Origin of the sequence: Nocardia niigatensis NBRC 100131 (genome assembly GCF_000308655.1) — a bacterium.
GTDB classification, from domain to species: domain Bacteria; phylum Actinomycetota; class Actinomycetes; order Mycobacteriales; family Mycobacteriaceae; genus Nocardia; species Nocardia niigatensis.
Genome location: NZ_BAGC01000043.1, coordinates 373,501 through 392,254 on the forward strand (window position 1 = coordinate 373,501; position 18,754 = coordinate 392,254).

The window sequence follows — 18,754 nt, forward strand, 5'->3', positions numbered from 1 at the left end:
GCGAGTTCAATCACAAACGGAAAGACCCAGCACTACACAGCGATTCGCCCTGTCGGCATGGCGGGACCGATGAGTTCGGCCGAGCCCGGCGGTCAGTAGATCGAACGACGAACCGCGGCCGTGCCGCTGATCTGGGAGGTTTGCTCGCGTGGCGAATGGTATTTCTCGTGACGAGCTGTGGGCGATGGCTCATGTGGAACGTGCGGCGTTGGCGGATGAGCTCGCCGGGCTGAACGAGGAGCAGTGGGCCCGGCAGTCGCTGTGCGGGCAGTGGACGGTGGAGGAGGTCGTCGCGCACCTCACGGCGGCCGCCAGTACGGGCCGGTTGGGCTGGCTGATCAGTGTTCTCGGCGCCCGCTTCGACTTCGAGAAGCACAATGCCCGGCGGCTGGCCGAACATCGCGGCGCGACCCCCGCGGAAACCCTCGATCGATTCCGGGCGATCATCACCAGCACGACCGCGCCGTTCGGGCATACGGCGGCCTGGCTCGGCGAGGTGATCGTCCACGCGCAGGACATCCGCCGCCCGCTGGGTCTGGCGCACGTCCCGTCCCTCGAGGCCGTGACCGAGGTCGCCCGTTTCTACGCGAGCCGCGACTTCACGGTTCCCAGCCACAGGTCGATCGCGGGTCTGCGATTGGAAGCCACCGACGGCCCTTTCGCCGTGGGAACCGGACCGCTGGTCAGCGGCCCGGCGATCGCCTTGACCATGGCGATGGCGGGCCGGGCCGCCTACTGTGACGATCTCACCGGACCCGGCGTGCCCACCCTGCTCAGCCGTCTCTGAATTCCGCCGCTGCGGTCACCCGTGCTGCGGCGCGCAGAGTGCGTGGTCGATCAGGAGACTGCCGGCGGTCTCCTGATCTCGGATGTGGTCCGGGGTGTCGCCGAACGCCTCGGACATGGAGAGCACGACGCTGCGGGTGCCGTCGTCCGTGACGCCGTTGAGGGTGATGTAACCGGCGTCCCCGCCCTCGTGACTCCAATACGTTCCGCCGCAGCTGGAGGGACGTTCGACCAGGCCCAACCCGTATCGGCCGCCGGGCCAGAGTTGTTGGAGCTCGGCGCTCACCGGAACGGTGTGCTTCATCTCGGCGAGCTGTCGCGCCGGGAGCAGCCGCCCGCCGAGCAGCGCGCGGAAGAAGATGTTCTCGTCCCGGGTGGTGGTGACCCACGAAAGGTCCTCGGGGTCAATGGGTATCTGGTCGGTGACGTCCACCTCCGCGCCGGGTCCGAAGTACTGGTAGGCGCGGGCGTGCGGATCTGGCAGGGTGGGTGCGGCGCCGAGCCAGCGGGTTCCGCCGAGCCCGAGCGGATCGAGGATGCGGGCTTGGATCTCCTGGTGGGCGGGTCGTCCGGTGGCCTGCTGGATGATCATGGCGAGCAGAATGTAGCCGGTATTGGAGTACGCCCAGCTCTCGCCGGGCGGGAAGTCCGGCGCGTGAGCCATCGCACGGGCCAGCAGCTGGTCGGGGCGGTAGACGTCGTATCGCTGCTGGTAGTACTCGTCCGGCGTGGTGTAACCCGGCAGGTCATCGTGAATTCCGCTGGTGTGCTGGAGCAGTTGGCGAATCGTGATCCGGCTGCCGTCATTCCCGTTGTCCCGCACGACTCCTGGCAGCCAGTGGTCGATGGTGTCGTCGAGGGTGAGCCGGTTCTCGGCCTCGAGTTGGAGGACCACGGTGGCGACCAGGGTCTTGACCGTGCTGGCCATGCGGAAGTACCCGTCGGGCGGGACCGGGAGTCCGGTGTTGCGGTCGGCGGTGCCGCTGATGGCGACCAATTGCTCACCGTCGGAGGTGGTGACGCGGGCCTGCACACCGCTGATGCCGAGGGCATGGATCGATTCGGTGTCCTGACGCAACTGCTCCGCGAGAGAGGAAGCAGCGGGCTCGGCGCCGGCGGTGGACGCGCTTGCCGAGAGCAAGACGGCGACACCGGCCGCGATGGAAAGACGCCCTCGCAGAGTCGAAGTCATGGCTGAACGCTAGTTTCGCCTCCGCCCCGGCGTAATCAGGCACATCACCCGAATCGAACCGGGGGAAATCCCCCAGCCCGCGCCGACCACGCATACCGATCAGCGTGGGTCAATCCAGTTCCGCGAGTTTGGCTTCGAGCAGGGTGCGTTCCTGCTCGTTGCCGCACCGGGCAATGGCGAGGTCGAATTCCGCGCGGGCCTCCGCGGTCCGGCCCAGGCGGGTGAGGAGTTCACCGCGGACGCTCGGGAGAAGATGGGAATTCGGCAGGGCCGCAGCCGATCCGAGCTCGTCGACAATGGCGAGCGCGGGTCCGGGTCCCTCGGCCATGGAGACGGCGACGGCCCGGTTGAGCTCGATGATCGGCGACGGGGCGAGCCGGGCCAGGGCTTCGTAGAGGAGGACGATCCGCGCCCAGTCGGTGCTGCGGACGGAGTCGGCGACGGCGTGGCATTCGGCGATCGCGGCCTGGAGGCCGTAGGCGCCGAGCCCCCGGCCGAGGCGGGCCGCCTGGTCGAGCGCGGCGCGGCCGCGGCGGATCGCCCCACGGTCCCAGCGCATTCGGTTCTGCTGCTCGAGCAGAACCGGTCGGCCCGCGGCGTCGGTGCGGGCGGGGAAACGGGCCGCGGTCAGTTCGAGCAGGGCGTGCAGACCATGGACCTCGGGCTCGTCAGGGATGAGGCGGGCCAGGACTCGGGCGAGGCGCTGAGCTTCGGCGGCGAGGTCGAGGCGGATCAGCTGCTCCCCGGAGGTGGCCGAGGAGCCCTCGGTGAAAATCACGTAGACGACGTTCAGGACCGAGCCGAGCCGGGCGGCCCGCTCGTCGGCCGGGGGGACGGCGAACGGGACCTGTGCCGCCGCCAGGGTTTTCTTGGCGCGGGTGATGCGGGCCTGCACGGTCGCGGTGGGCACCAGGAAGGCCTTGGCGATCTCGTCGCTGGTCAGGCCGCCGACCACGCGCAGGGTCAGCGCCACCTGGGCCTCGCGGGACAGCACCGGATGACAGGACACGAACATGAGCGCGAGCACGTCGTCGTCGATCTGATCGGGATCCCAGAGTGGTTCCGCGCCGGGCGTTTCCGTGGGTGTCCCGCCGGCGGCGACCCCGCCCTCGCCCAGTTCGCGGGCGAGGGCGCGGTACCGGTCGTCGCGGGCGGCGCGCCGCCGGAAGGCGTCGATGGCGCGACGCCGGCCGACGGTGAGCAGCCAGCCCGCCGGACTGCGGGGCACGCCGTCGCGCGGCCAGGTGACCAGCGCCTCGGCCAGCGCCTCCTGGGCGAGGTCCTCGGCCAGGGTGAAGTCGCCGGTATAGCGGGCCAGGGCGCCGACGATGCGCGCGGATTCGATGCGCCACACCGCGGCGACGGCGTCACGACCGGTGGGGTCGGCCATGGCTCAGCGGCTCACAGCTGCCCGGTGGCCTCGCGCCAGGCGCGTTCCTTCTGGATCCACTCGTTGTCCTGCGGGAATTCGTCGATGGTGGTGACGCGCCGGATCTCGGTCTTGAATCCGGGACCGAACGACGGCGCCCGCCGCGCCCATTCGACGGCCTCTTCACGGGACGCCACGTTGAGGATGTAGAAGCCGCCGAACAGCTCCTTGGTCTCGCCGTAGGGACCATCGGTGATCAGCGGCGGCTCGGATGAGAAGTCCACCACCACGCTGTCCTCGGCCTCGGCGAGGCCCTCCGCGGCGAGCAGCACCCCGGCGCGGATCATCTCGTCGTTGAAGCGCCCGACCGATTCCATCACCTTCTCGAAGTCCGCCTCGGCCATGGCCGCATTGCCCTCGTCGCTGGCGCGCCAGATCAGCATGTACTTCACGGGTCATCCTCCTTGTCGCGGGTCGCTGTCCGACCCTCTCATGCCAAGGTCGAACGGCCACCCCGACAGATCGACACGGCCGCGAAAAAAGATCGACAGCTGTTTCAGCGGCAGCCCGCCGGGCGTGCACGCGGTCCGGCGGCCACACGGCGCGATCGGTCACGGCACTACTCCTGCGTCGCAGGCTGCCGCCGGAGTTGCAGGGCCAGCTCGACATGCCCGCTGTCGAGCAGGAACCCGAGGAACATGGCGCGGAAGGCGGCGTGCACGGTGTCCGGCGGCAGGGCGCCCGGCGCGGCCATCTCGTGCAGCGCGAGCCCGTGCGCGAGTGCGGTGAAGGCCGGCGCGATGGCGTCGGGGTCCGGTGCTCCGGCGGCCCGCGCGCCCGCTGCGGCGGCCCGGCGGGCGGCGGTCAGCGCCCGGGTGACCGCCTCCCGGGTCTCCGGATGACGCGCCGCGTGCAGATAGGCCTCGAACAGCGCGAGGGTTTCCGGTGTGCGCGGTGTGGCGGCGGCGGTGAAGGCGGCCGCGATCTCGTCGGGCGAACCGTGTGCCTCGGCGAGCGAGTCGGCGAGCGCGATCTGGAGGTCGGCGTCCTCCTCGGTGTAGGTGCGCAGCGCTTCCTCGGTCAGCGCGTCGATCGAGTCGAAGAAGTAGCCGACCGTGGTCAGCGGCAGCCCGGCCTTCTGAGTGACCGCGCGATGGGTGACCCCGGCCACGCCGACTTCGGCCGCCACCTCGACCGCTGCCTTGAGCAGGGCGTCTCGCCGAGCCAGGGCGCTCGGGCGGTGGCGGCGTTCGGTCACGATGACCACCCTAGTAGATATCTGTAATTTCTTACAGATTTAGCCTGGGCAAAGTCTGTAAGTTCTTCTAGGCTTTCTCGGCATGACGTCTCTCCACGCCTTTCGCGACGATGCCCTCGGCGATCACGACGCGGTAGCCCTCGCCGAACTCGTCCGCACCGGCGCGGTCAGCCCGCAGGAGCTCGCGGCCGCCGCCATCGACCGCGCCCAGCAGGTCGACCCCCACCTGCACGCGGTCGCGGTCCCGATCTACGACTCCCCGCGCTACGCCGCCCGGCCCGGCGGCGCGCTGCACGGCGTGCCGACGTTCGTCAAGGACAACACCGATGTGGCCGGCCTGCCGACGAACCATGGCAGCGAGGCCTTCCGGGCCCGGCCGGCCGCACGTGACGGGGCCTACACCCGGCAGTTCCTCGGCACCGGACTGACCCTCATCGGCAAGTCACGCATGCCCGAGTTCGGCTTCAACGCGACGACCGAGTTCATGACCGAGCCGGCGGCCCGGAACCCGTGGAGCCTCGGCCATTCGATCGGCGCGTCGTCCGGCGGATCGGCCGCACTGGTCGCCGCCGGCGTCGTTCCCATCGCGCACGCCAATGACGGCGGCGGGTCCATCCGCATTCCGGCGGCGGCCGGCGGGCTGGTCGGGCTCAAGCCGAGCCGCGGCCGGCACATCGACGGCGAACAGGTGAAACACCTTCCCATCCACATGATTTCGGAGGGCGTGGTCACCCGCACCGTCCGCGATACCGCCGCGTTCCTGGCCGCCGCCGAGGACGTCTGGCGCAATCCGAGACTCACCCCGGTCGGCGCGGTACACGGCCCGGCCCAGCGCCGGATGCGGGTCGGGCTGATCATGAACAGCGTGACCGGCTCGGAGGTAGACGGCCCCACCCGCGCCGCGGTCGAGCGCACCGCGGCCCTGCTGGAGCAGTCCGGTCACGTCGTGGAGCCGATCACGCTGCCGGTCACCGCACAGTTCGCCACCGACTTCGTTCAGTACTGGGCCCTACTGGCCGAACTCGCGGTGAGCACCGGGAAACTCATCCTGGACCGCTCCTTCGACGGCACGAAGGCCGACGGCCTCACCCGCGGCCTGCGGGCCCATCACCGCAGCAACTTCCACCGCACCCCGGGTGCGCTGCGGCGGCTTCGCAAGGTGCCGGCCGCCTACGCCCGGATGTTCACGCGGCACGAAGTGGTCGTCTCCCCGGTGCTCTCGCACACCACGCCGGAACTCGGATTCGTCTCGCCGACCGTGCCGTTCCCCGAATTGATCGAACGGCTCACCAGCTACGTGGGCTATACACCTCTGAACAATGTCGCCGGCACGCCGGCGATATCGCTCCCGATGGGCCAGACCGCCGCCGGGCTGCCGATCGGCGTACAGCTCCAGGCCGCGCACGGCGACGAGCGGACCCTTATCGAGCTGGCATATCTCCTCGAATCCGAACAGCCGTTCCCGCGTATCCACACCGCGACGGAAGGTCAATTGCTGGGATGATTCCCGGAATTGGTTGAAGCGGAAATCAGTCGGTCGCGCCGAATTTTCGGAACATTACCCACACGTAGCCTCGACTACGGGTGCATTCTGGACTCAGGTGAGAAGTCTTCTCAGTTCGAGGGAGGTAGGGACATGGTCAGGGTGACAGCGGTCAAACCGAATGGCGAACACTGGCATCCCCATCCCGGCGACGCCATCGAGGACCCGGGCGAAGGCGTGGCTCTGGTGCTGTGCCTGCTCGGTATCGCGGGCCTCGGCATGACGCTCACGGCCGCCGCGTCCGGTAATCACGGCTGGGCGATACTGGGCGGGATCGTGACCGTGGTGCTGATCGTCTCGGGTCTGCTGATGATCCGCTTCGAATATTTCCGCGAATTCAAAACGGAGCAGCGTGCCGGACGGCACGGGCACAATCCTCTGGTCCGCGGCGAATGGCGTCCGCGCCAGGTGAGTTCGTGGCAGGCGCGACACGGAATCGAGTCGTGACCGGTCACCCGGCCACGACTCACTCCTGATACAGGTGCTGAAACGCCCGTGCCGAAACACGAGCCGGGCGTTCAGTCCGAGGTGACGGAAAGCAGCCCGAATCGGTTGACGGCGGCGTGATTATGGCCGTCAGCACTGGTGATGACCACCTCGGCGGGATTGATCAGGGCGATACAGCAGAACAGACCGCCGTCCTGCTGAATACCGAGCGACAGGAACCGGTGGTTGTTGACGCGCTGCCATTCATCGAGGGCGGCGTACAGCCCTCGCATGGTGGCGCTTTCGAAATAGACGACATTGTGTTTGCTGATTTCGGACACCCACAGATCATCCCCCGGCCGGGCCCGGCGCGCGGATGTGATTGCGGCCCCAGGGTTGCCGGCCCGGCCGCCGGGCAGCTTCGGGCCCGGCACTCGCAGGCCGCGACGGTGGCGGCGAGCAGACCGGACATGAATGTTCGCCACAGGGTCGCCCGCGCCACAGATTCACCTCTCACAGGCTCCCGAATCAGGCGCCCGGGTTCCGATCTGGATCATGATCGGTTCGTACCGGGTTGTGGCACAACGGATTACGGCGAACCGACCGTTCCGGATTTGACAAGCGGAACGACCGGGCCCACTATTGCCCAGTCAGCACCTCGCTAGGCGAGGCTCCTGTACGAACACAGGCCACTGATCCGACGACGTCGAGAGACGCCCAGGGTTAGGACAGATCACCCCGGATTAAGGGGTGATCCGAAGTGGCTTCCCCGGGCCGCGAGCCCCCGGATACGTCGTGCAGTGCCGAAGCTCTGACGAGAGGGGTGCGGGGTCCACGCCGTCGCGCTGGGCCCGAATCCCTCTTGCCGTGCGCGTTGCGACACCCCGAGGTAGTGACGCCCACGCGCGTCCCGGCGGCAAGGAGGTGAGGGACGAACAATGAGTTCCGGCGATAGTCCATATCCGAGTACGGATTTCACGTTCCTGACGTCCCCGGCTTGCCGCATTCCGGTCACCGGCTGACCCGTTTCCCGCACAGGCGTTCCCGGCGTTCCACCGCCGGTCGGTAGCCCCTGCGTGCCCCGGGTCGGTCGATCCGTGCCCGAACTCGCTCGGCGGCCGGGCGTATTCCGCACGCCCGAACACCTGATGATCGAAAGCGAGACAGGCCATGGCCTTCTTCGCGAACGGCTCCAGCCGCCGCACCTCCACCGTCGCCGTGCCCGCCGCCGGCCGGCCCGGCACCGACGCCCAACCCACCGGCGCCGTCATGGACAGCGCGCACGTCGGCGACATCGTCGGCGCGCTCGGCTCCATCGGCCTGCACGACACCCTCGAAGGCCGTTCCCGCCTGCAGCGATTCCGCATGCTGCTGGCCATCCTCGGCCCCGGCCTGATCGTCATGGTCGGCGACAACGACGCCGGCGGCGTGGCCACCTACGCACAGGCCGGGCAGAACTACGGCATGGCCCTGGTCTGGACCCTGGTGCTGCTGATCCCGGTGCTCTACGTGAACCAGGAGATGGTGGTCCGCCTCGGCGCGGTCGCCGGAGTCGGCCACGCGCGCTTGATCTTCGACCGCTTCGGCAAGTTCTGGGGCGCGTTCAGCGTCGGCGATCTGTTCATCGTGAACGCGCTGACCATCGTCACCGAGTTCATCGGTGTCGCCATGGCGCTCAACTACTTCGGGCTGCCCAAGGGCCTCGCCGTGCCGCTGGCCGCGGTCGCGCTGTTCGCCATGGTGGCCGGCGGTTCGTTCCGGCGCTGGGAACGGTTCCTGTTCGGGCTGATCGCACTGAACATCGTCATGTTCCCGCTGGCATTCCTGGTGCACCCCAAGGCATCCGAGGTCGCGCACGGGTTCCTGCCGTCCTTCCCGGGCGGGCTGAACTCGACGCTGCTGCTGCTCATCGTGTCCATCGTGGGCACCACCGTTGCGCCGTGGCAGCTGTTCTTCCAGCAGTCCAATATCGTCGACAAGCGCATCACTCCCCGCTGGATCCGCTACGAGCGCATCGACCTCTGGGTCGGCATCGTGGTGGTCATGGTCGGCGCGATCGCCATCATGGCCGCGACCACCTTCGGCCTGGCGGGCACCGCCGCGGCCGGCCGGTTCACCGATGCCGGGGCCGTGGCCCACGCCCTGCACGACCATGTGGGCACCACCGCGGGCGCGCTGTTCGCCATCCTGCTGCTGGACGCCTCGCTCATCGGCGCGAACGCCGTCGGCCTGGCCACCACCTACGCCCTCGGCGACACCCTCGGCCAGCGGCACTCGCTGCACTGGAAGATCTCCGAGGCGCCGGTGTTCTACGTCGGTTACGCGGCGCTGCTGGGTATCGCCGCGGCGGTGTCGTTCAGCCCCGATCATGTGCTGGGCCTGCTGACCCAGGGTGTGCAGGCGCTGGCCGGGGTGCTGCTGCCGTCGGCGACGGTGTTCCTGGTGCTGCTCTGCAATGACAAGGCCGTCCTCGGCCCATGGGTGAACACGGTCAAGCAGAACATCGTCGCCGGGGTCATCGTGTGGTCGCTGGTGCTGCTGTCACTGGCGCTGACCGCGGCCACCTTCTTCCCGGACCTGAGCACCGCGACGCTCGAAATCGGTTTCGGCGCGGGGGCTCTGGTCGGTGTGCTGGGTGGGGCGGGCATGCTCATCGCCTGGCAGCGCGGCCGGCGCCGCCGGGCCGAGCGGACCGCCGCCGAGCTCGGCGGACTGGATCCCGATCAGGTGGAGGAACTGGACTCCACGCCCCTCACCAAGGCCGAGCGCAAGGCCATTCTGGAGGCCGATCGCGATACCTGGCGCACCCCCGCCCTCGACACTCTCGAGCGGCCGGTGTTCTCCACGGCACGCACGGTGGGCATGTTCGCGCTGCGCGGCTATCTGGTGCTCGCCGTGATCCTGGTGGGCGTCAAGATCTTCCAGTCCATCGGCGGCTGATCCCCCGCGATTTCCGGCCGCGGCCCGTGCGCATTCCTCACCTATGCGCATGGGCTGCGGTTGTTTTCGACGCTGCGGTTGTTCTCGACCGAGCTCAGCGATCCCGTCAGAGATCGTCGAGGTCGGGAATGGGGGGCAGGACCGGCTCGGGCCACTCCTCCAGGGTCGCCACCTGCAGGTGGATGAAGGCTGCGATGCGATGCCGGGCCGAGGACGGGAGACGCTCGATGTCGGCCGGGCTCAGGACGTGTGCGCCGAAGGAGTGGGGCTGTGGCACTTCGGGGTCAGGCGATTCGGGAACAACCTCTAGCTTCGGCCGCGAAGCAGTGGCCGGAATGACAGGCTCATCCGGGTCTGCGGCAGCGGCGGCGGTTCTCACCATGCCGTGACCATAACCCTCTGATAACGCCCACGGGGAGGCGTTGGCGCACTTGTGTCTTCGATCTGCGAATTCAGCGAAGCCATTGTATTGGCGGTTGAAATGTGCAGGCAGATTCGGCCCTTCGGAAGCCCGGTGTGCCTGCGCCGGAACATTAGGGTGATGGGCGTCACTCTGTCAACACTTCGGACAAAACTCCCGCAAGCGACTCAGAGTGGGCGGCGCGCAATAGCATACAAATCACGCGCCGGACCGGTCGGCTTCTGTCCGATCGGCCATACCGCACGCAACTGCCGTTCCAAATCCAGACCGGTCACCATGGGCGACATCAGGATTCCCTCGGCCAGTTCCGAGGCCACCGCCAGCGAACTGAGCACCGCCGGCGCGATGCCATCGGCGACGGCGGTCTTGATGGCCGTGGTCGAGGACAGCTCCAGCGCGACATTCGGCTCCCAGCCCGGCATTCCGGCGGTCATGGCCCGCTCGAAGGAAATCCGGGTGCCCGAGCCGGGCTCGCGGCAGATGAGCGGGGTGCGGGCCAGCTCGGCCGCGTCGATCTCGGCCCGGCGGGCCCAGGGGTGACCGGGTGCCACCACCACGACCAGCCGATCCCGGCCCACCACATGGCTTTCCAGCTCGGTCGGCAGCCGCGGGCTCTCCACGAACCCGATCCCGGCCCGGCCCTCGAGCACCGCCTTGGCAACTTCGGCCGAATTGCCCGATTCCAGGGCGATGGAGGTATCGGGCATCCGGGCCCGCATGCCCACCAGCCACTTCGGGAACAGGTACTCCGCGACGGTCTGGCTGGCCGCCACCCGCAGCCGCGAATCCCGCTGTGCGCGCAGGCTGTCGATACCGGCGTCCAGCCGGGCGGCCGCATCCACCACATTCCGCGCCCATTCGGCGATGAGCGCGCCCGCCGCCGTCGGCCGCGAGCCGAGCGTGGTCCGCTCCAGCACCGGCACGCCGACCAGCTGTTCCAGATAGCGGATGCGCGAGCTGGCGGAGGGCTGGCTGATACCGTGCGCCTTGGCCGCCCGCCCGAGGCTGCCCAGCTCGATGACCGACAGCAGCAGATCGAGGGCGGCCAGATCGGGGACGCGCGGGGACAAGGGCATAGAGCGAGTCTATGCAGTCAGCGGGCGACGGCCACCCGCTCGACCACCGGCCGCCAGGTTTCGAGGGGATGGACGGTCAGGCCGACGACCTTGCCCGCGTCGTCGGCGCGCCGCAGCGCCAGGGCCGCGGCGAAGTCGGGATCGCGTTCGAAGGCCGTGATCTCCGCGGGTGTCATGGGGCCGCCCTGCGCGATCAGGGTGCGTCGGCTCGACGGTGAAAGCGCTTCGGCGTGCACCGAATCCGTGGCCACCAGGTACCGCTTGGCCTCGACGTGCAGTTCGACCAGCCGCGCGACCCGATCGCCGAGCAGGGCCCGGACGGCTGCGCCGCCGTGCACCCCGTGTCCCGCGTCGTCGCCGGGTACCAGGACGTGCCCGATGTCGTGCACCAGCCCGGCGACCTGGAGTTCCTCGTCGGCGGGAAAGTCACGGCGCAGGAGCTCGGCGCACTGCCGGTCGTGGTCGAGGATGTCGACGGGATCGCCGCTGCGGTCGGGCATGTCCCAGGCGTCCGCGCAGGCGGCCAGCAGGGTCATGAGTTCGTCGACGCTGCCGACGGGCGCGGGGTTCACGCCCGCACCTTACGGGAAGACCCGGGATGCCACCCGGGTCAAAGTGGTTGTCATATCAACAATAGGGGTCCGGGTGCGCCACCGAGTCGATTCGGAACGCATCGGACACTGTTCAGCAAACCAACTGTGTGGCCGGCGAGCGGGTCACCGGGCGCCGGCTCCCCCGGAAGGAGCCTTCCATGCACGATCTGAGCGGCAGGACGATTCTCATCACCGGCGCGGCCCGGGGCATCGGCGCCGCCGCCGCGCGGCAGGCCGTCGCGGCCGGCGCGAATGTCGTGATCGCCGATGTGCTCGACGACGAGGGCCAGGCGCTCGCGGGCGAATTGGGCACGCGCGCGGTCTATCAGCACCTCGACGTCACCTCCGAACTCGACTGGACCACCGCGCTGGCCGCGGCCTGCGCCGCCTTCGGCGGCGCCGTGCACGGCCTGGTGAACAATGCCGGCATCTCGACCGGGGAGCCGCTGGCCGCCGAGTCGGTCGAGCACTTCCGCAAGGTCATCGACATCAACCTGGTCGGCGTCTTCCTGGGCATGCGGACCTTCATCCCCGCGCTCGAGCAGGCGGGCGGCGGCTCGATCGTCAACATCTCCTCCGCGGCCGGGCTCATGGGCCTGGCACTGACCGGTAGCTACGGTGCGTCCAAGTGGGCGGTGCGCGGCATGACGAAGGTGGCCGCCATCGAGAACGGCGCCGACCGGATCCGCGTGAACTCGGTCCACCCCGGCATGACCTACACCCCGATGACCGCGCAGGTCGGCATCCGGCAGGGCGCGGGCGGTTATCCCAATACCCCGATGGGCCGGGTCGGCGAGGCCGACGAGATCGCCTCGGCCATCGTCTTCCTGCTCTCGGACGCGTCCTCCTACGTCACCGGCGCGGAGCTGGCGGTGGACGGCGGCTGGACCGCCGGGCCGACGGTGAAATACGTGCTGGGCCAATAACACTCCGGTGCGGCCGGCATCAACGCTACCGGCGTCAGTTCTTCTCGATGCGGCTCGTGGGCGGCGTCACCGTCCCGCGGCCGCGCAGGTAGGTCTCCAGCGCGTCGAGATCGATGGGGCCGACCAGGGTTTCGCTGCTCTGCTCGAAGACGGTGAAACCGTCGCCGCCGGCGGCCAGGAAGTTGTTGGTCGACACCCGGTAGACCGCTATGGGATTCAGCGGCTGCCCGGCTACCCGGACGCTGCCGTCGACCACCTTGTGCCCCTTGGGCGCGGTGTCGGAGTAGGTGTAGGTGATGCCCGCGACCGAGAGCACGCCGGGCTTGCTCACATTGTCCCATTGCTGTTCCAGCAGATTCAGAATCTGCTGGCCGGTCAGCGCGACGGCCACGATCTGATTGCCGAAGGGCTGCACGGTGTAGGCCTGCTCGTAGGTGACGTTGCCGCCGGTGAGCCCCGCGCGCACGCCGCCCGGATTCATGAAGGCCGCCACCGCCTGCACCTTGGTCATGGCGTCGAGCATGGCGTCGGCGATGACGTCGCCGAGCGGGGAATCCCCCGCCGGAGCGGGTTCGGCGAGCACCGGCGCGGTGGTGTTGCCGATCACCCGCTCGGCCAGCGGTTTCGCCTGTCCGGCAAAGTAATCCACCAGCTGGGCGGCGGCGGGCGCGGGCGTCACGTCACGGGTGACGACCCGGTTGACCGCCTTCGCGTCGACCTTGCCGTCGTGGAAGCGCAGGCTGACGTCGGTGACGAGGCGGCCGAAGGAAGCGGCCTGTGTGACCACCTTGCCGTCCAGTTCGCAGTTGTAGGCCTGATGGCTGTGCGCGGTGAACAACACCGACACCGCGGCGTCGGTGTGGCGGGCCAGTGCCCGCACGTCGGGTGAGATGCCGGCGCAGCCGTTGTAGTCCACGGGGCCGCCGCGGGTCTGCTGCGCGCCGCCGTCGTGCATCAGCGCGACAACGGTTTCCGCGCCCGCGGCCTTCATCTCGGGCACGTACTTGGCGATGGCGTCGGCCTCGTCGCCGAAGCGGTACCCGCGAATGCCGTCGGGCAGGACGATGTGCTCGGTATCGGTGGTGACGACGCCGATGACACCGATCTTGTGGCCGCCCAGCTCGAGCATGGTCCACGGCTTCAGATCCGGCGGCAGCTGACCGTTGCCGTCGGTGACATTGGCGGCCAGGTAGGGGAACTTCGCGCCGGCGAACGGTTCGCCCGGCGTACAGCCGTCGGCGGCGCATCCACCCTGCTGGAGCCGCCGCAATTCGGCTACGCCGTGGTCGAATTCGTGATTGCCGACCGCGGAGGCCGCGACGCCCACCGAGTTCAGGAAGTCGATGGTCGGCTCGTCGTGGAACAGCGACGAGACGAGGGGGCCGGCGCCGATATTGTCCCCGGCCGACACGATGGCGCTGTCCGGATAGGCGGCCCTCAGCCGCGCCAGATGCGCGGCCAGGTACGCCGCTCCCCCGGCGGTGTACGCGCCCACCTTGCCGTTGGTCCCGTCCGGCGGCTGCAGATTCCCGTGCAGGTCGTTGATGCCGAGCAGGTGTACCTCACCCGGCTGCGCCGCGGGCAGATCGCCGGTCGACACCAGCGGCACCGCGGGCGAGTTCGCCGGTGTGCCACCGCCTCCGCCGCCGCACCCCGCCACCAGCAGCGTGAGGCTCAGCACCGCCGCGCACAGTCCCACCACCCGCCGCCGACCGTCCATAGTTCTCGACTGTGGCAGATGCTGTCGACGGTCGTACGACGCCCAGGTGAATTCCAGCGTCATCGAACCTCTTTCACCCACGCCACGATCTGCGCGCGATTGCTGAAGCCGAGTTCGGTGAGGATGTGCTGTACGTGGTTCTGCGCGGCGCGCTCGGAGAGCATCAGGGCGGCCGTGATCTCCCGATTGCTCAACCCGGCGGCGACCAGCTGGGCCACCTCCCGCTCACGCGAGGACAGCACCGCCCGCGCGGACGCCTCGGCGACAAGACTCGGCAATCGGTCCGTCCACGGTGGCATGCCGATCGATTCACTCACCGGCAGCGCGGTTTTCGCCGGCGCCAACGCTTCCTCGGTCGCCCCGCGCCCGAGCAGCACCTCTGCCAGTTCGCAACTCACCTCGGCCACGAAGCCCTGCGCGCCATGGTCCCGGCAGATTTCCAGGGCGGCCCGCGGCTCCCGTTCGGCGGCATCCGAATCACCCAGTGCCGCGGCGAATTTTCCGAGCCACAGCGGCACCGCACCGAAGTAGTGCGCGTTTCCGGCACCGCTCACGACATGCCGATCGCGGCACGCCGTCAGTTGATCGGCGAACCACGCGATATCGGCGGTGGGACCCAGCGCCAGTGCGATGCAGCCGCCGACGGTCCAGACGATCAGCCGGAAGAACGGCGGGATGCCCCAGTCCGAGGGCATCAGTGGCGGTCCGGCTCGGCTGCCTCGGGTCTAGCTGCTGGAGGCGCCGGCGAACGGGGTCACGAGGGGTGTGGAGGGGCGGCGGGTCGGGTGCTGCCACAGGCCCTTTCGCGCCAGGATGGGCAGGACGCCCTCGCCGAACCAGTAGGCCTCTTCCAGGTGCGGGTACCCGGAGAGCACGAAGTGGGCGATGCCGGCCTTCGAATATTCGATCAGGCGCTCGGCCACCTCCGCGTGCGAGCCGACGAGCGCGGTGCCGGCGCCGCCGCGGACCAGGCCCACGCCCGCCCACAGGTTGGGAGCGATCTCGAGGCGTTCGGTGCTGCCGTTGTGCAGCTCCGACATGCGGCGCTGACCCTCGGATTCGCTCTTGGCCAGGGCGTTCTGGACGCGTTCGATATCCGCCGGGTCGATGCCCGCCAGCAGCTTGTCGGCGACCGCCCACGCCTCCTCAGAGGTGTCGCGAGTAATGACGTGGATGCGCAGGCCGTAGTCCAGGCGGCGGCCGTGGTCGACGGCCAGCCCGCGAATCCAGTCGAGCTTGCGGCTGACCGCCAGCACCGGTTCGCCCCAGGTGAGGTAGGTGTCGGCGTAGCGGGCCGCGACCGGTCCGGCCGGGGCGGAGGAGCCGCCGAAGTAGATCGGCGGCACCGGGTCGGGCCGATTGCTCAGCACCGCGTTCTCGACGTGAATGTGCTCGCCGCGGAACGTGATCGGCTCGTGCGAGTTCCACAGCGACCGCACCACATCCAGGAACTCACCGGTCCGCGCGTACCGGGCCGCCTTGTCGGCGAAGTCGCCGTAGGCCGCCTGTTCGAGGGGCTCGCCGCCGGTCACCACATTGATGAACAGCCGTCCCGCGGAGTGCCGCTGGAAGGTGCCCGCCATCTGCGCGGCCAGGGTGGGGCTCATCAGGCCCGGGCGCAGGGCCACCAGGAATTTCAGCGTCTCGGTGGTCTCGACCAGCATGGCGGTGGTCAGCCAGGCATCCTCGCACCAGGAGCCGGTCGGGGTGAGCACGGCCTCGAAACCGTTGGTCTCGGCAGCCGCGGCGATCTGGTTCAGGTAGTGCAGCGAGGCTGGGCGGTCACCCGACATGGGGGTGCCGTGCCCGCCGGCCACCAGGCCGCGGGAGTCACCGGAGGTGGGCAGGAACCAATGGAACGACAAGCTCATGCGGGGACTCCTAGGAGGTGAATCGGTCGTTGAAGCGGGTATCGATGAAGTCGGCGATCCGGACCTTGCCGGGAATCAGCTTGGCGTCGGAGAAGCCTTCGGCCACTTGCTGTTCCGCGGCGATCGTCACGTCATCGAGCGGGTGATCCTGGTAGTTGGCGCGGTTCACGGCCAGGAGCGTGACGTCGTAGGGCACCCCGGTGATGGCGGCCGACTGTCTGGCCCAGTCCTCGCGATGGCCGGTGATCCACACGTGCGCACGCTGGATCCGTACCAGCAGGTCCCGGACCGCGGCCGCGTTCGCCTTGTTCTGCAGCGTCTTCGAGCCCGTCACGAAGAAGCTGTCCGGCTTCACATAGCCGGTGCCGTCCACCAGCACCCGATTGCCGCTCAGTTCGGCCTGGGCCACATAGGGATCCCAGACCGTCCAGGCGTCCACCCGCCCGGTGGACAGCGCGGCGAGCGCGTCGGCGGGCTGCAGGTACTGCGGTTCGATATCGGAGAAGGTGAGCCCGGCCCTGGTCAGCACCGACAGCAGGTGGTAGTGCGCCGAACTGCCCTTGGTGACCGCGACCTTCTTGCCGCGCAGGTCTTTCGGATCCTTGATCGCGGAGTCCCCGGGGACCACCAGGCCGTTCCCGGCCGCCCCCGAATCGTATGACCCGATGATCTTGATCTGGGACTTGGCCGCCGCCGCGAAGACCGGCGGGGCGTCGCCCACGCCGCCGAAGTCGATGGATCCGGCGTTGATGGCCTCGAGCAGCGGCGGTCCAGCGGTGAAGGTGGACCATTCGACCTTGTACGGGACCCCCTTGCCCTCACCGGAGACGTCCAGCAGGGCTTGCAGCGCAAGGCCCTTCTGATCGCCGATGTGCAGGGTCACCTGCGACAGGTCCACCGATCCGTCCGCGTTCACGCCCTTGGTGTCGTCATTGCCGGACGAGCACGCCGCGCTGACGAGGGCCGTGGCGACTGCCAGGGCAGCGAACAGGCGCTTGAATCTCATTCGGTGGTTCCTTCCGGGGTGACGCCCAGCTCGGCGAGCAATGCCGTACGCAGGGCCAGGAATTCGGGATGGTCGCGCCGGCGCGGGCGCGGCAGGTCGATGGGGATCTCGCGGGCGATCCGGCCGCCGTCGAGCACCAGGGCGCGATCGGCCAGCAGCACCGCCTCGTCCACGTCATGGGTGACCAGCAGCACGCCGGGCCGATGCCGAGCCCACAGATCCAGCACCAGGCCGTGAATCGTGATGCGGGTCAGGGCGTCCAGGGCGCTGAAGGGTTCGTCGAGCAGCAGCAGATCGGGCTCGCGGACCAGGGCGCGGGCCAAGGAGGCGCGCTGTGCCTCACCGCCGGAGAGGGTGAGCGGCCAGGCCTCGCCGCGCGCGGCCAGACCCACCTCGCCCAGCGCGACCTCGGCTGCGGCCCTGGAGTTTTCGTGCCGCAGACCCAGGGTGACGTTGTCGCGCACCCGCTTCCACGGCACCAGGCGCGGTTCCTGGAAGGCGACCGCGACCTCGCCGGAGACGGTGAGCTCGCCGCCGGTCTCGTCGTCCAGGCCCGCCAGCGCCCGCAGCAGGGTGGATTTGCCGGAGCCGCTGCGCCCGAGCAGGGCCACGAATTCGCCGGGGCGGATGTCGAGATCCAGGCCGTGCAGAACCCGGCGCTCGCCGAAGTCCTTGACCAGACCGCGAATTCGCACCACGGCGGCCGGGTCCGCGGTCGTCGCCGCCAGTTCGGCCGACGTCGCCGCGATGACCGCATCGGTCAGGGTGTCAGAAAGCCGCGTCGCCATGACAGCGCTCTCCTCTCGATCGAACGGACCAGCGCGTCGGTGAGCAGCCCGAGCACGCTGTAGACGAGCAGGCCGACCACGATCACGTCGGTGCGCAGGAACTCGCGGGCGTCGTTGATCATGAAGCCCAGGCCCGCGTCGGCATTGACCTGTTCGGCGACGATGAGCGCCAGCCAGGCCACACCCAGCGACTGGCGGAGGCCGACCAGTGTCTGCGGCAGCGCGCCCGGCAGCACGATGTGCCGGATCAGGCCCGCGCGGCTCAGCCGCTGCACCCGGGCCAGCTCGGCCAGCTTGCCGTCCACGCTGCGGATGCCCGCGAAGGTGTTGAGGTACAGGGGAATCGCCACACCGAAAGCGACCAGCACGATCTTGGGCAGTTCCCCGATGCCGAACCACAGAATGAACAGCGGGATCAGGCCGTAGAAGGGCAGTGTCCGCAGCATCTGCATCAGGGGATCGACGATGTACTCGCCCGCCCGGCTCAATCCGGCGACCAGGGCCAGGCCGATCCCGGCCGCCGCGCCGATGACGAAGCCCAGCGCGGCACGCTGCAGCGAAACCGTGACGGCCTTGGTGAGCGTGCCGTCCTCGATCAGGTCGACGGCGGTCCGCACGACGGTCAGCGGGGAGGCGAGCAGCCGCTCCGGCAGCAGTCCGGTCGCGCCGGCCAGCTGCCAGGCCGCCACCAGCAACACCGGCGCGACGAAACGCGCCAGCACGGATACGTTCGGCAGGCGCGACAGGCCGGTAACGGGCCTGGCCTGCAAGGCAATTGCGGACACGACTGCACCTCGGGCGAACGGGGACGGGGACTGTGACGGCCGAGGGCCAGCCCG

General features: G+C 69.2%; 19 protein-coding genes and 1 riboswitch. Of the genes, 5 read left to right on the forward strand and 14 right to left on the reverse strand.

Annotated elements, in window-relative coordinates; translation table 11 throughout:
* Positions 1 to 148: 148 nt before the first annotated feature.
* Positions 149 to 787 carry a maleylpyruvate isomerase family mycothiol-dependent enzyme gene (locus tag ON33_RS19100; RefSeq protein ID WP_040860259.1) on the forward strand — a complete coding sequence of 213 codons (639 nt, stop codon included), beginning with the start codon at positions 149 to 151 and terminating at the stop codon, positions 785 to 787.
* A gap of 15 nt (positions 788 to 802) precedes the next feature.
* Here the strand turns inward: ON33_RS19100 and ON33_RS19105 are convergent, their stop codons facing one another.
* From ON33_RS19105 to ON33_RS42295, 4 genes are all read right to left on the reverse strand, one after another.
* Positions 803 to 1,978, reverse strand: coding sequence for a serine hydrolase domain-containing protein (locus tag ON33_RS19105; protein WP_040860260.1), 1,176 nt, complete (start codon positions 1,976 to 1,978; stop codon positions 803 to 805).
* Between the two features lie 109 nt (positions 1,979 to 2,087).
* A complete protein-coding gene (locus ON33_RS19110; RefSeq protein ID WP_040860261.1) occupies positions 2,088 to 3,368 on the reverse strand; it encodes an RNA polymerase sigma factor in 1,281 nt (426 codons plus the stop codon).
* 11 nt (positions 3,369 to 3,379) lie between these two features.
* The gene (locus tag ON33_RS19115; protein ID WP_040860262.1) at positions 3,380 to 3,799 is read right to left on the reverse strand and encodes a YciI family protein; all 420 of its coding nucleotides are present in this window, start codon (positions 3,797 to 3,799) and stop codon (positions 3,380 to 3,382) included.
* A 167-nt stretch (positions 3,800 to 3,966) separates the two neighbouring features.
* Positions 3,967 to 4,605, reverse strand: coding sequence for a TetR/AcrR family transcriptional regulator (locus ON33_RS42295; protein ID WP_169336818.1), 639 nt, complete (start codon positions 4,603 to 4,605; stop codon positions 3,967 to 3,969).
* Positions 4,606 to 4,687: 82 nt separating this feature from the next.
* Here ON33_RS42295 and ON33_RS19125 point away from each other — a divergent pair, with 82 nt between their 5' ends.
* A complete protein-coding gene (locus ON33_RS19125) occupies positions 4,688 to 6,109 on the forward strand; it encodes an amidase (protein ID WP_040860263.1) in 1,422 nt (473 codons plus the stop codon).
* Positions 6,110 to 6,241: 132 nt separating this feature from the next.
* Entirely contained in the window at positions 6,242 to 6,595 is a 354-nt protein-coding gene (locus ON33_RS19130; protein WP_040860264.1) for a hypothetical protein, read from the forward strand.
* 71 nt (positions 6,596 to 6,666) lie between these two features.
* Here the strand turns inward: ON33_RS19130 and ON33_RS19135 are convergent, their stop codons facing one another.
* Entirely contained in the window at positions 6,667 to 6,915 is a 249-nt protein-coding gene (locus ON33_RS19135) for a hypothetical protein (RefSeq protein ID WP_040860607.1), read from the reverse strand.
* Between the two features lie 309 nt (positions 6,916 to 7,224).
* A riboswitch (M-box (ykoK) riboswitch) is annotated at positions 7,225 to 7,404 on the forward strand.
* Positions 7,405 to 7,744: 340 nt separating this feature from the next.
* Here ON33_RS19135 and ON33_RS19140 point away from each other — a divergent pair.
* The gene (locus ON33_RS19140) at positions 7,745 to 9,514 is read left to right on the forward strand and encodes an NRAMP family divalent metal transporter (protein ID WP_040860265.1); all 1,770 of its coding nucleotides are present in this window, start codon (positions 7,745 to 7,747) and stop codon (positions 9,512 to 9,514) included.
* A 106-nt stretch (positions 9,515 to 9,620) separates the two neighbouring features.
* Here the strand turns inward: ON33_RS19140 and ON33_RS41365 are convergent, their stop codons facing one another.
* The 3 genes from ON33_RS41365 to ON33_RS19150 all read right to left on the reverse strand — a co-directional run bounded on the left by ON33_RS41365 (position 9,621) and on the right by ON33_RS19150 (position 11,583).
* Entirely contained in the window at positions 9,621 to 9,896 is a 276-nt protein-coding gene (locus ON33_RS41365) for a hypothetical protein (protein ID WP_157184604.1), read from the reverse strand.
* Positions 9,897 to 10,102: 206 nt separating this feature from the next.
* A complete protein-coding gene (locus tag ON33_RS19145; RefSeq protein ID WP_040860266.1) occupies positions 10,103 to 11,011 on the reverse strand; it encodes a LysR family transcriptional regulator in 909 nt (302 codons plus the stop codon).
* A gap of 17 nt (positions 11,012 to 11,028) precedes the next feature.
* Positions 11,029 to 11,583, reverse strand: coding sequence for an HD domain-containing protein (locus tag ON33_RS19150; protein ID WP_245550584.1), 555 nt, complete (start codon positions 11,581 to 11,583; stop codon positions 11,029 to 11,031).
* Between the two features lie 179 nt (positions 11,584 to 11,762).
* Here ON33_RS19150 and ON33_RS19155 point away from each other — a divergent pair, with 179 nt between their 5' ends.
* Positions 11,763 to 12,530 carry a glucose 1-dehydrogenase gene (locus ON33_RS19155; RefSeq protein ID WP_040860609.1) on the forward strand — a complete coding sequence of 256 codons (768 nt, stop codon included), beginning with the start codon at positions 11,763 to 11,765 and terminating at the stop codon, positions 12,528 to 12,530.
* A 34-nt stretch (positions 12,531 to 12,564) separates the two neighbouring features.
* On the opposite strand, the gene ON33_RS19160 is transcribed toward ON33_RS19155, so the two are convergent.
* Genes ON33_RS19160 through ON33_RS19185 form a run of 6 tightly spaced genes read right to left on the reverse strand, consistent with a single transcriptional unit; the run spans position 12,565 to position 18,691 of the window.
* Positions 12,565 to 14,250 (reverse strand): bifunctional metallophosphatase/5'-nucleotidase, encoded by a 1,686-nt coding sequence (locus ON33_RS19160; RefSeq protein WP_051152459.1) that lies wholly within the window; start codon positions 14,248 to 14,250, stop codon positions 12,565 to 12,567.
* A gap of 59 nt (positions 14,251 to 14,309) precedes the next feature.
* Positions 14,310 to 14,945 carry a helix-turn-helix transcriptional regulator gene (locus ON33_RS39090; RefSeq protein ID WP_063711028.1) on the reverse strand — a complete coding sequence of 212 codons (636 nt, stop codon included), beginning with the start codon at positions 14,943 to 14,945 and terminating at the stop codon, positions 14,310 to 14,312.
* A gap of 30 nt (positions 14,946 to 14,975) precedes the next feature.
* Complete coding sequence (locus ON33_RS19170; protein WP_040860267.1) at positions 14,976 to 16,121, reverse strand: LLM class flavin-dependent oxidoreductase; 1,146 nt, start codon at positions 16,119 to 16,121, stop codon at positions 14,976 to 14,978.
* A gap of 10 nt (positions 16,122 to 16,131) precedes the next feature.
* On the reverse strand, positions 16,132 to 17,127 hold the full coding sequence (locus ON33_RS19175; protein WP_040860268.1) for an ABC transporter substrate-binding protein: 996 nt from the start codon (positions 17,125 to 17,127) through the stop codon (positions 16,132 to 16,134).
* On the reverse strand, positions 17,124 to 17,915 hold the full coding sequence (locus ON33_RS19180; RefSeq protein ID WP_051152460.1) for an ABC transporter ATP-binding protein: 792 nt from the start codon (positions 17,913 to 17,915) through the stop codon (positions 17,124 to 17,126). The genes ON33_RS19175 and ON33_RS19180 overlap by 4 nt, the downstream gene beginning before the upstream one ends.
* Complete coding sequence (locus ON33_RS19185; protein WP_305080572.1) at positions 17,888 to 18,691, reverse strand: ABC transporter permease; 804 nt, start codon at positions 18,689 to 18,691, stop codon at positions 17,888 to 17,890. Before ON33_RS19185 ends, ON33_RS19180 begins: the two co-directional genes overlap by 28 nt.
* Positions 18,692 to 18,754 lie beyond the last annotated feature (63 nt).

What these genes read in the sequence shown, in the direction of transcription:
- ON33_RS19105 (WP_040860260.1), bottom strand. Translation starts at nt 1,978, where the DNA reads ATGACTTCGACTCTGCGAGGGCGTCTTTCCATCGCGGCCGGTGTCGCC.
- ON33_RS19110 (WP_040860261.1), bottom strand. Translation starts at nt 3,368, where the DNA reads ATGGCCGACCCCACCGGTCGTGACGCCGTCGCCGCGGTGTGGCGCATC.
- ON33_RS19125 (WP_040860263.1), top strand. Translation starts at nt 4,688, where the DNA reads ATGACGTCTCTCCACGCCTTTCGCGACGATGCCCTCGGCGATCACGAC.
- ON33_RS19130 (WP_040860264.1), top strand. Translation starts at nt 6,242, where the DNA reads ATGGTCAGGGTGACAGCGGTCAAACCGAATGGCGAACACTGGCATCCC.
- ON33_RS19140 (WP_040860265.1), top strand. Translation starts at nt 7,745, where the DNA reads ATGGCCTTCTTCGCGAACGGCTCCAGCCGCCGCACCTCCACCGTCGCC.
- ON33_RS41365 (WP_157184604.1), bottom strand. Translation starts at nt 9,896, where the DNA reads ATGGTGAGAACCGCCGCCGCTGCCGCAGACCCGGATGAGCCTGTCATT.
- ON33_RS19145 (WP_040860266.1), bottom strand. Translation starts at nt 11,011, where the DNA reads ATGCCCTTGTCCCCGCGCGTCCCCGATCTGGCCGCCCTCGATCTGCTG.
- ON33_RS19155 (WP_040860609.1), top strand. Translation starts at nt 11,763, where the DNA reads ATGCACGATCTGAGCGGCAGGACGATTCTCATCACCGGCGCGGCCCGG.
- ON33_RS19160 (WP_051152459.1), bottom strand. Translation starts at nt 14,250, where the DNA reads ATGGACGGTCGGCGGCGGGTGGTGGGACTGTGCGCGGCGGTGCTGAGC.
- ON33_RS39090 (WP_063711028.1), bottom strand. Translation starts at nt 14,945, where the DNA reads ATGCCCTCGGACTGGGGCATCCCGCCGTTCTTCCGGCTGATCGTCTGG.
- ON33_RS19170 (WP_040860267.1), bottom strand. Translation starts at nt 16,121, where the DNA reads ATGAGCTTGTCGTTCCATTGGTTCCTGCCCACCTCCGGTGACTCCCGC.
- ON33_RS19175 (WP_040860268.1), bottom strand. Translation starts at nt 17,127, where the DNA reads ATGAGATTCAAGCGCCTGTTCGCTGCCCTGGCAGTCGCCACGGCCCTC.
- ON33_RS19180 (WP_051152460.1), bottom strand. Translation starts at nt 17,915, where the DNA reads ATGGCGACGCGGCTTTCTGACACCCTGACCGATGCGGTCATCGCGGCG.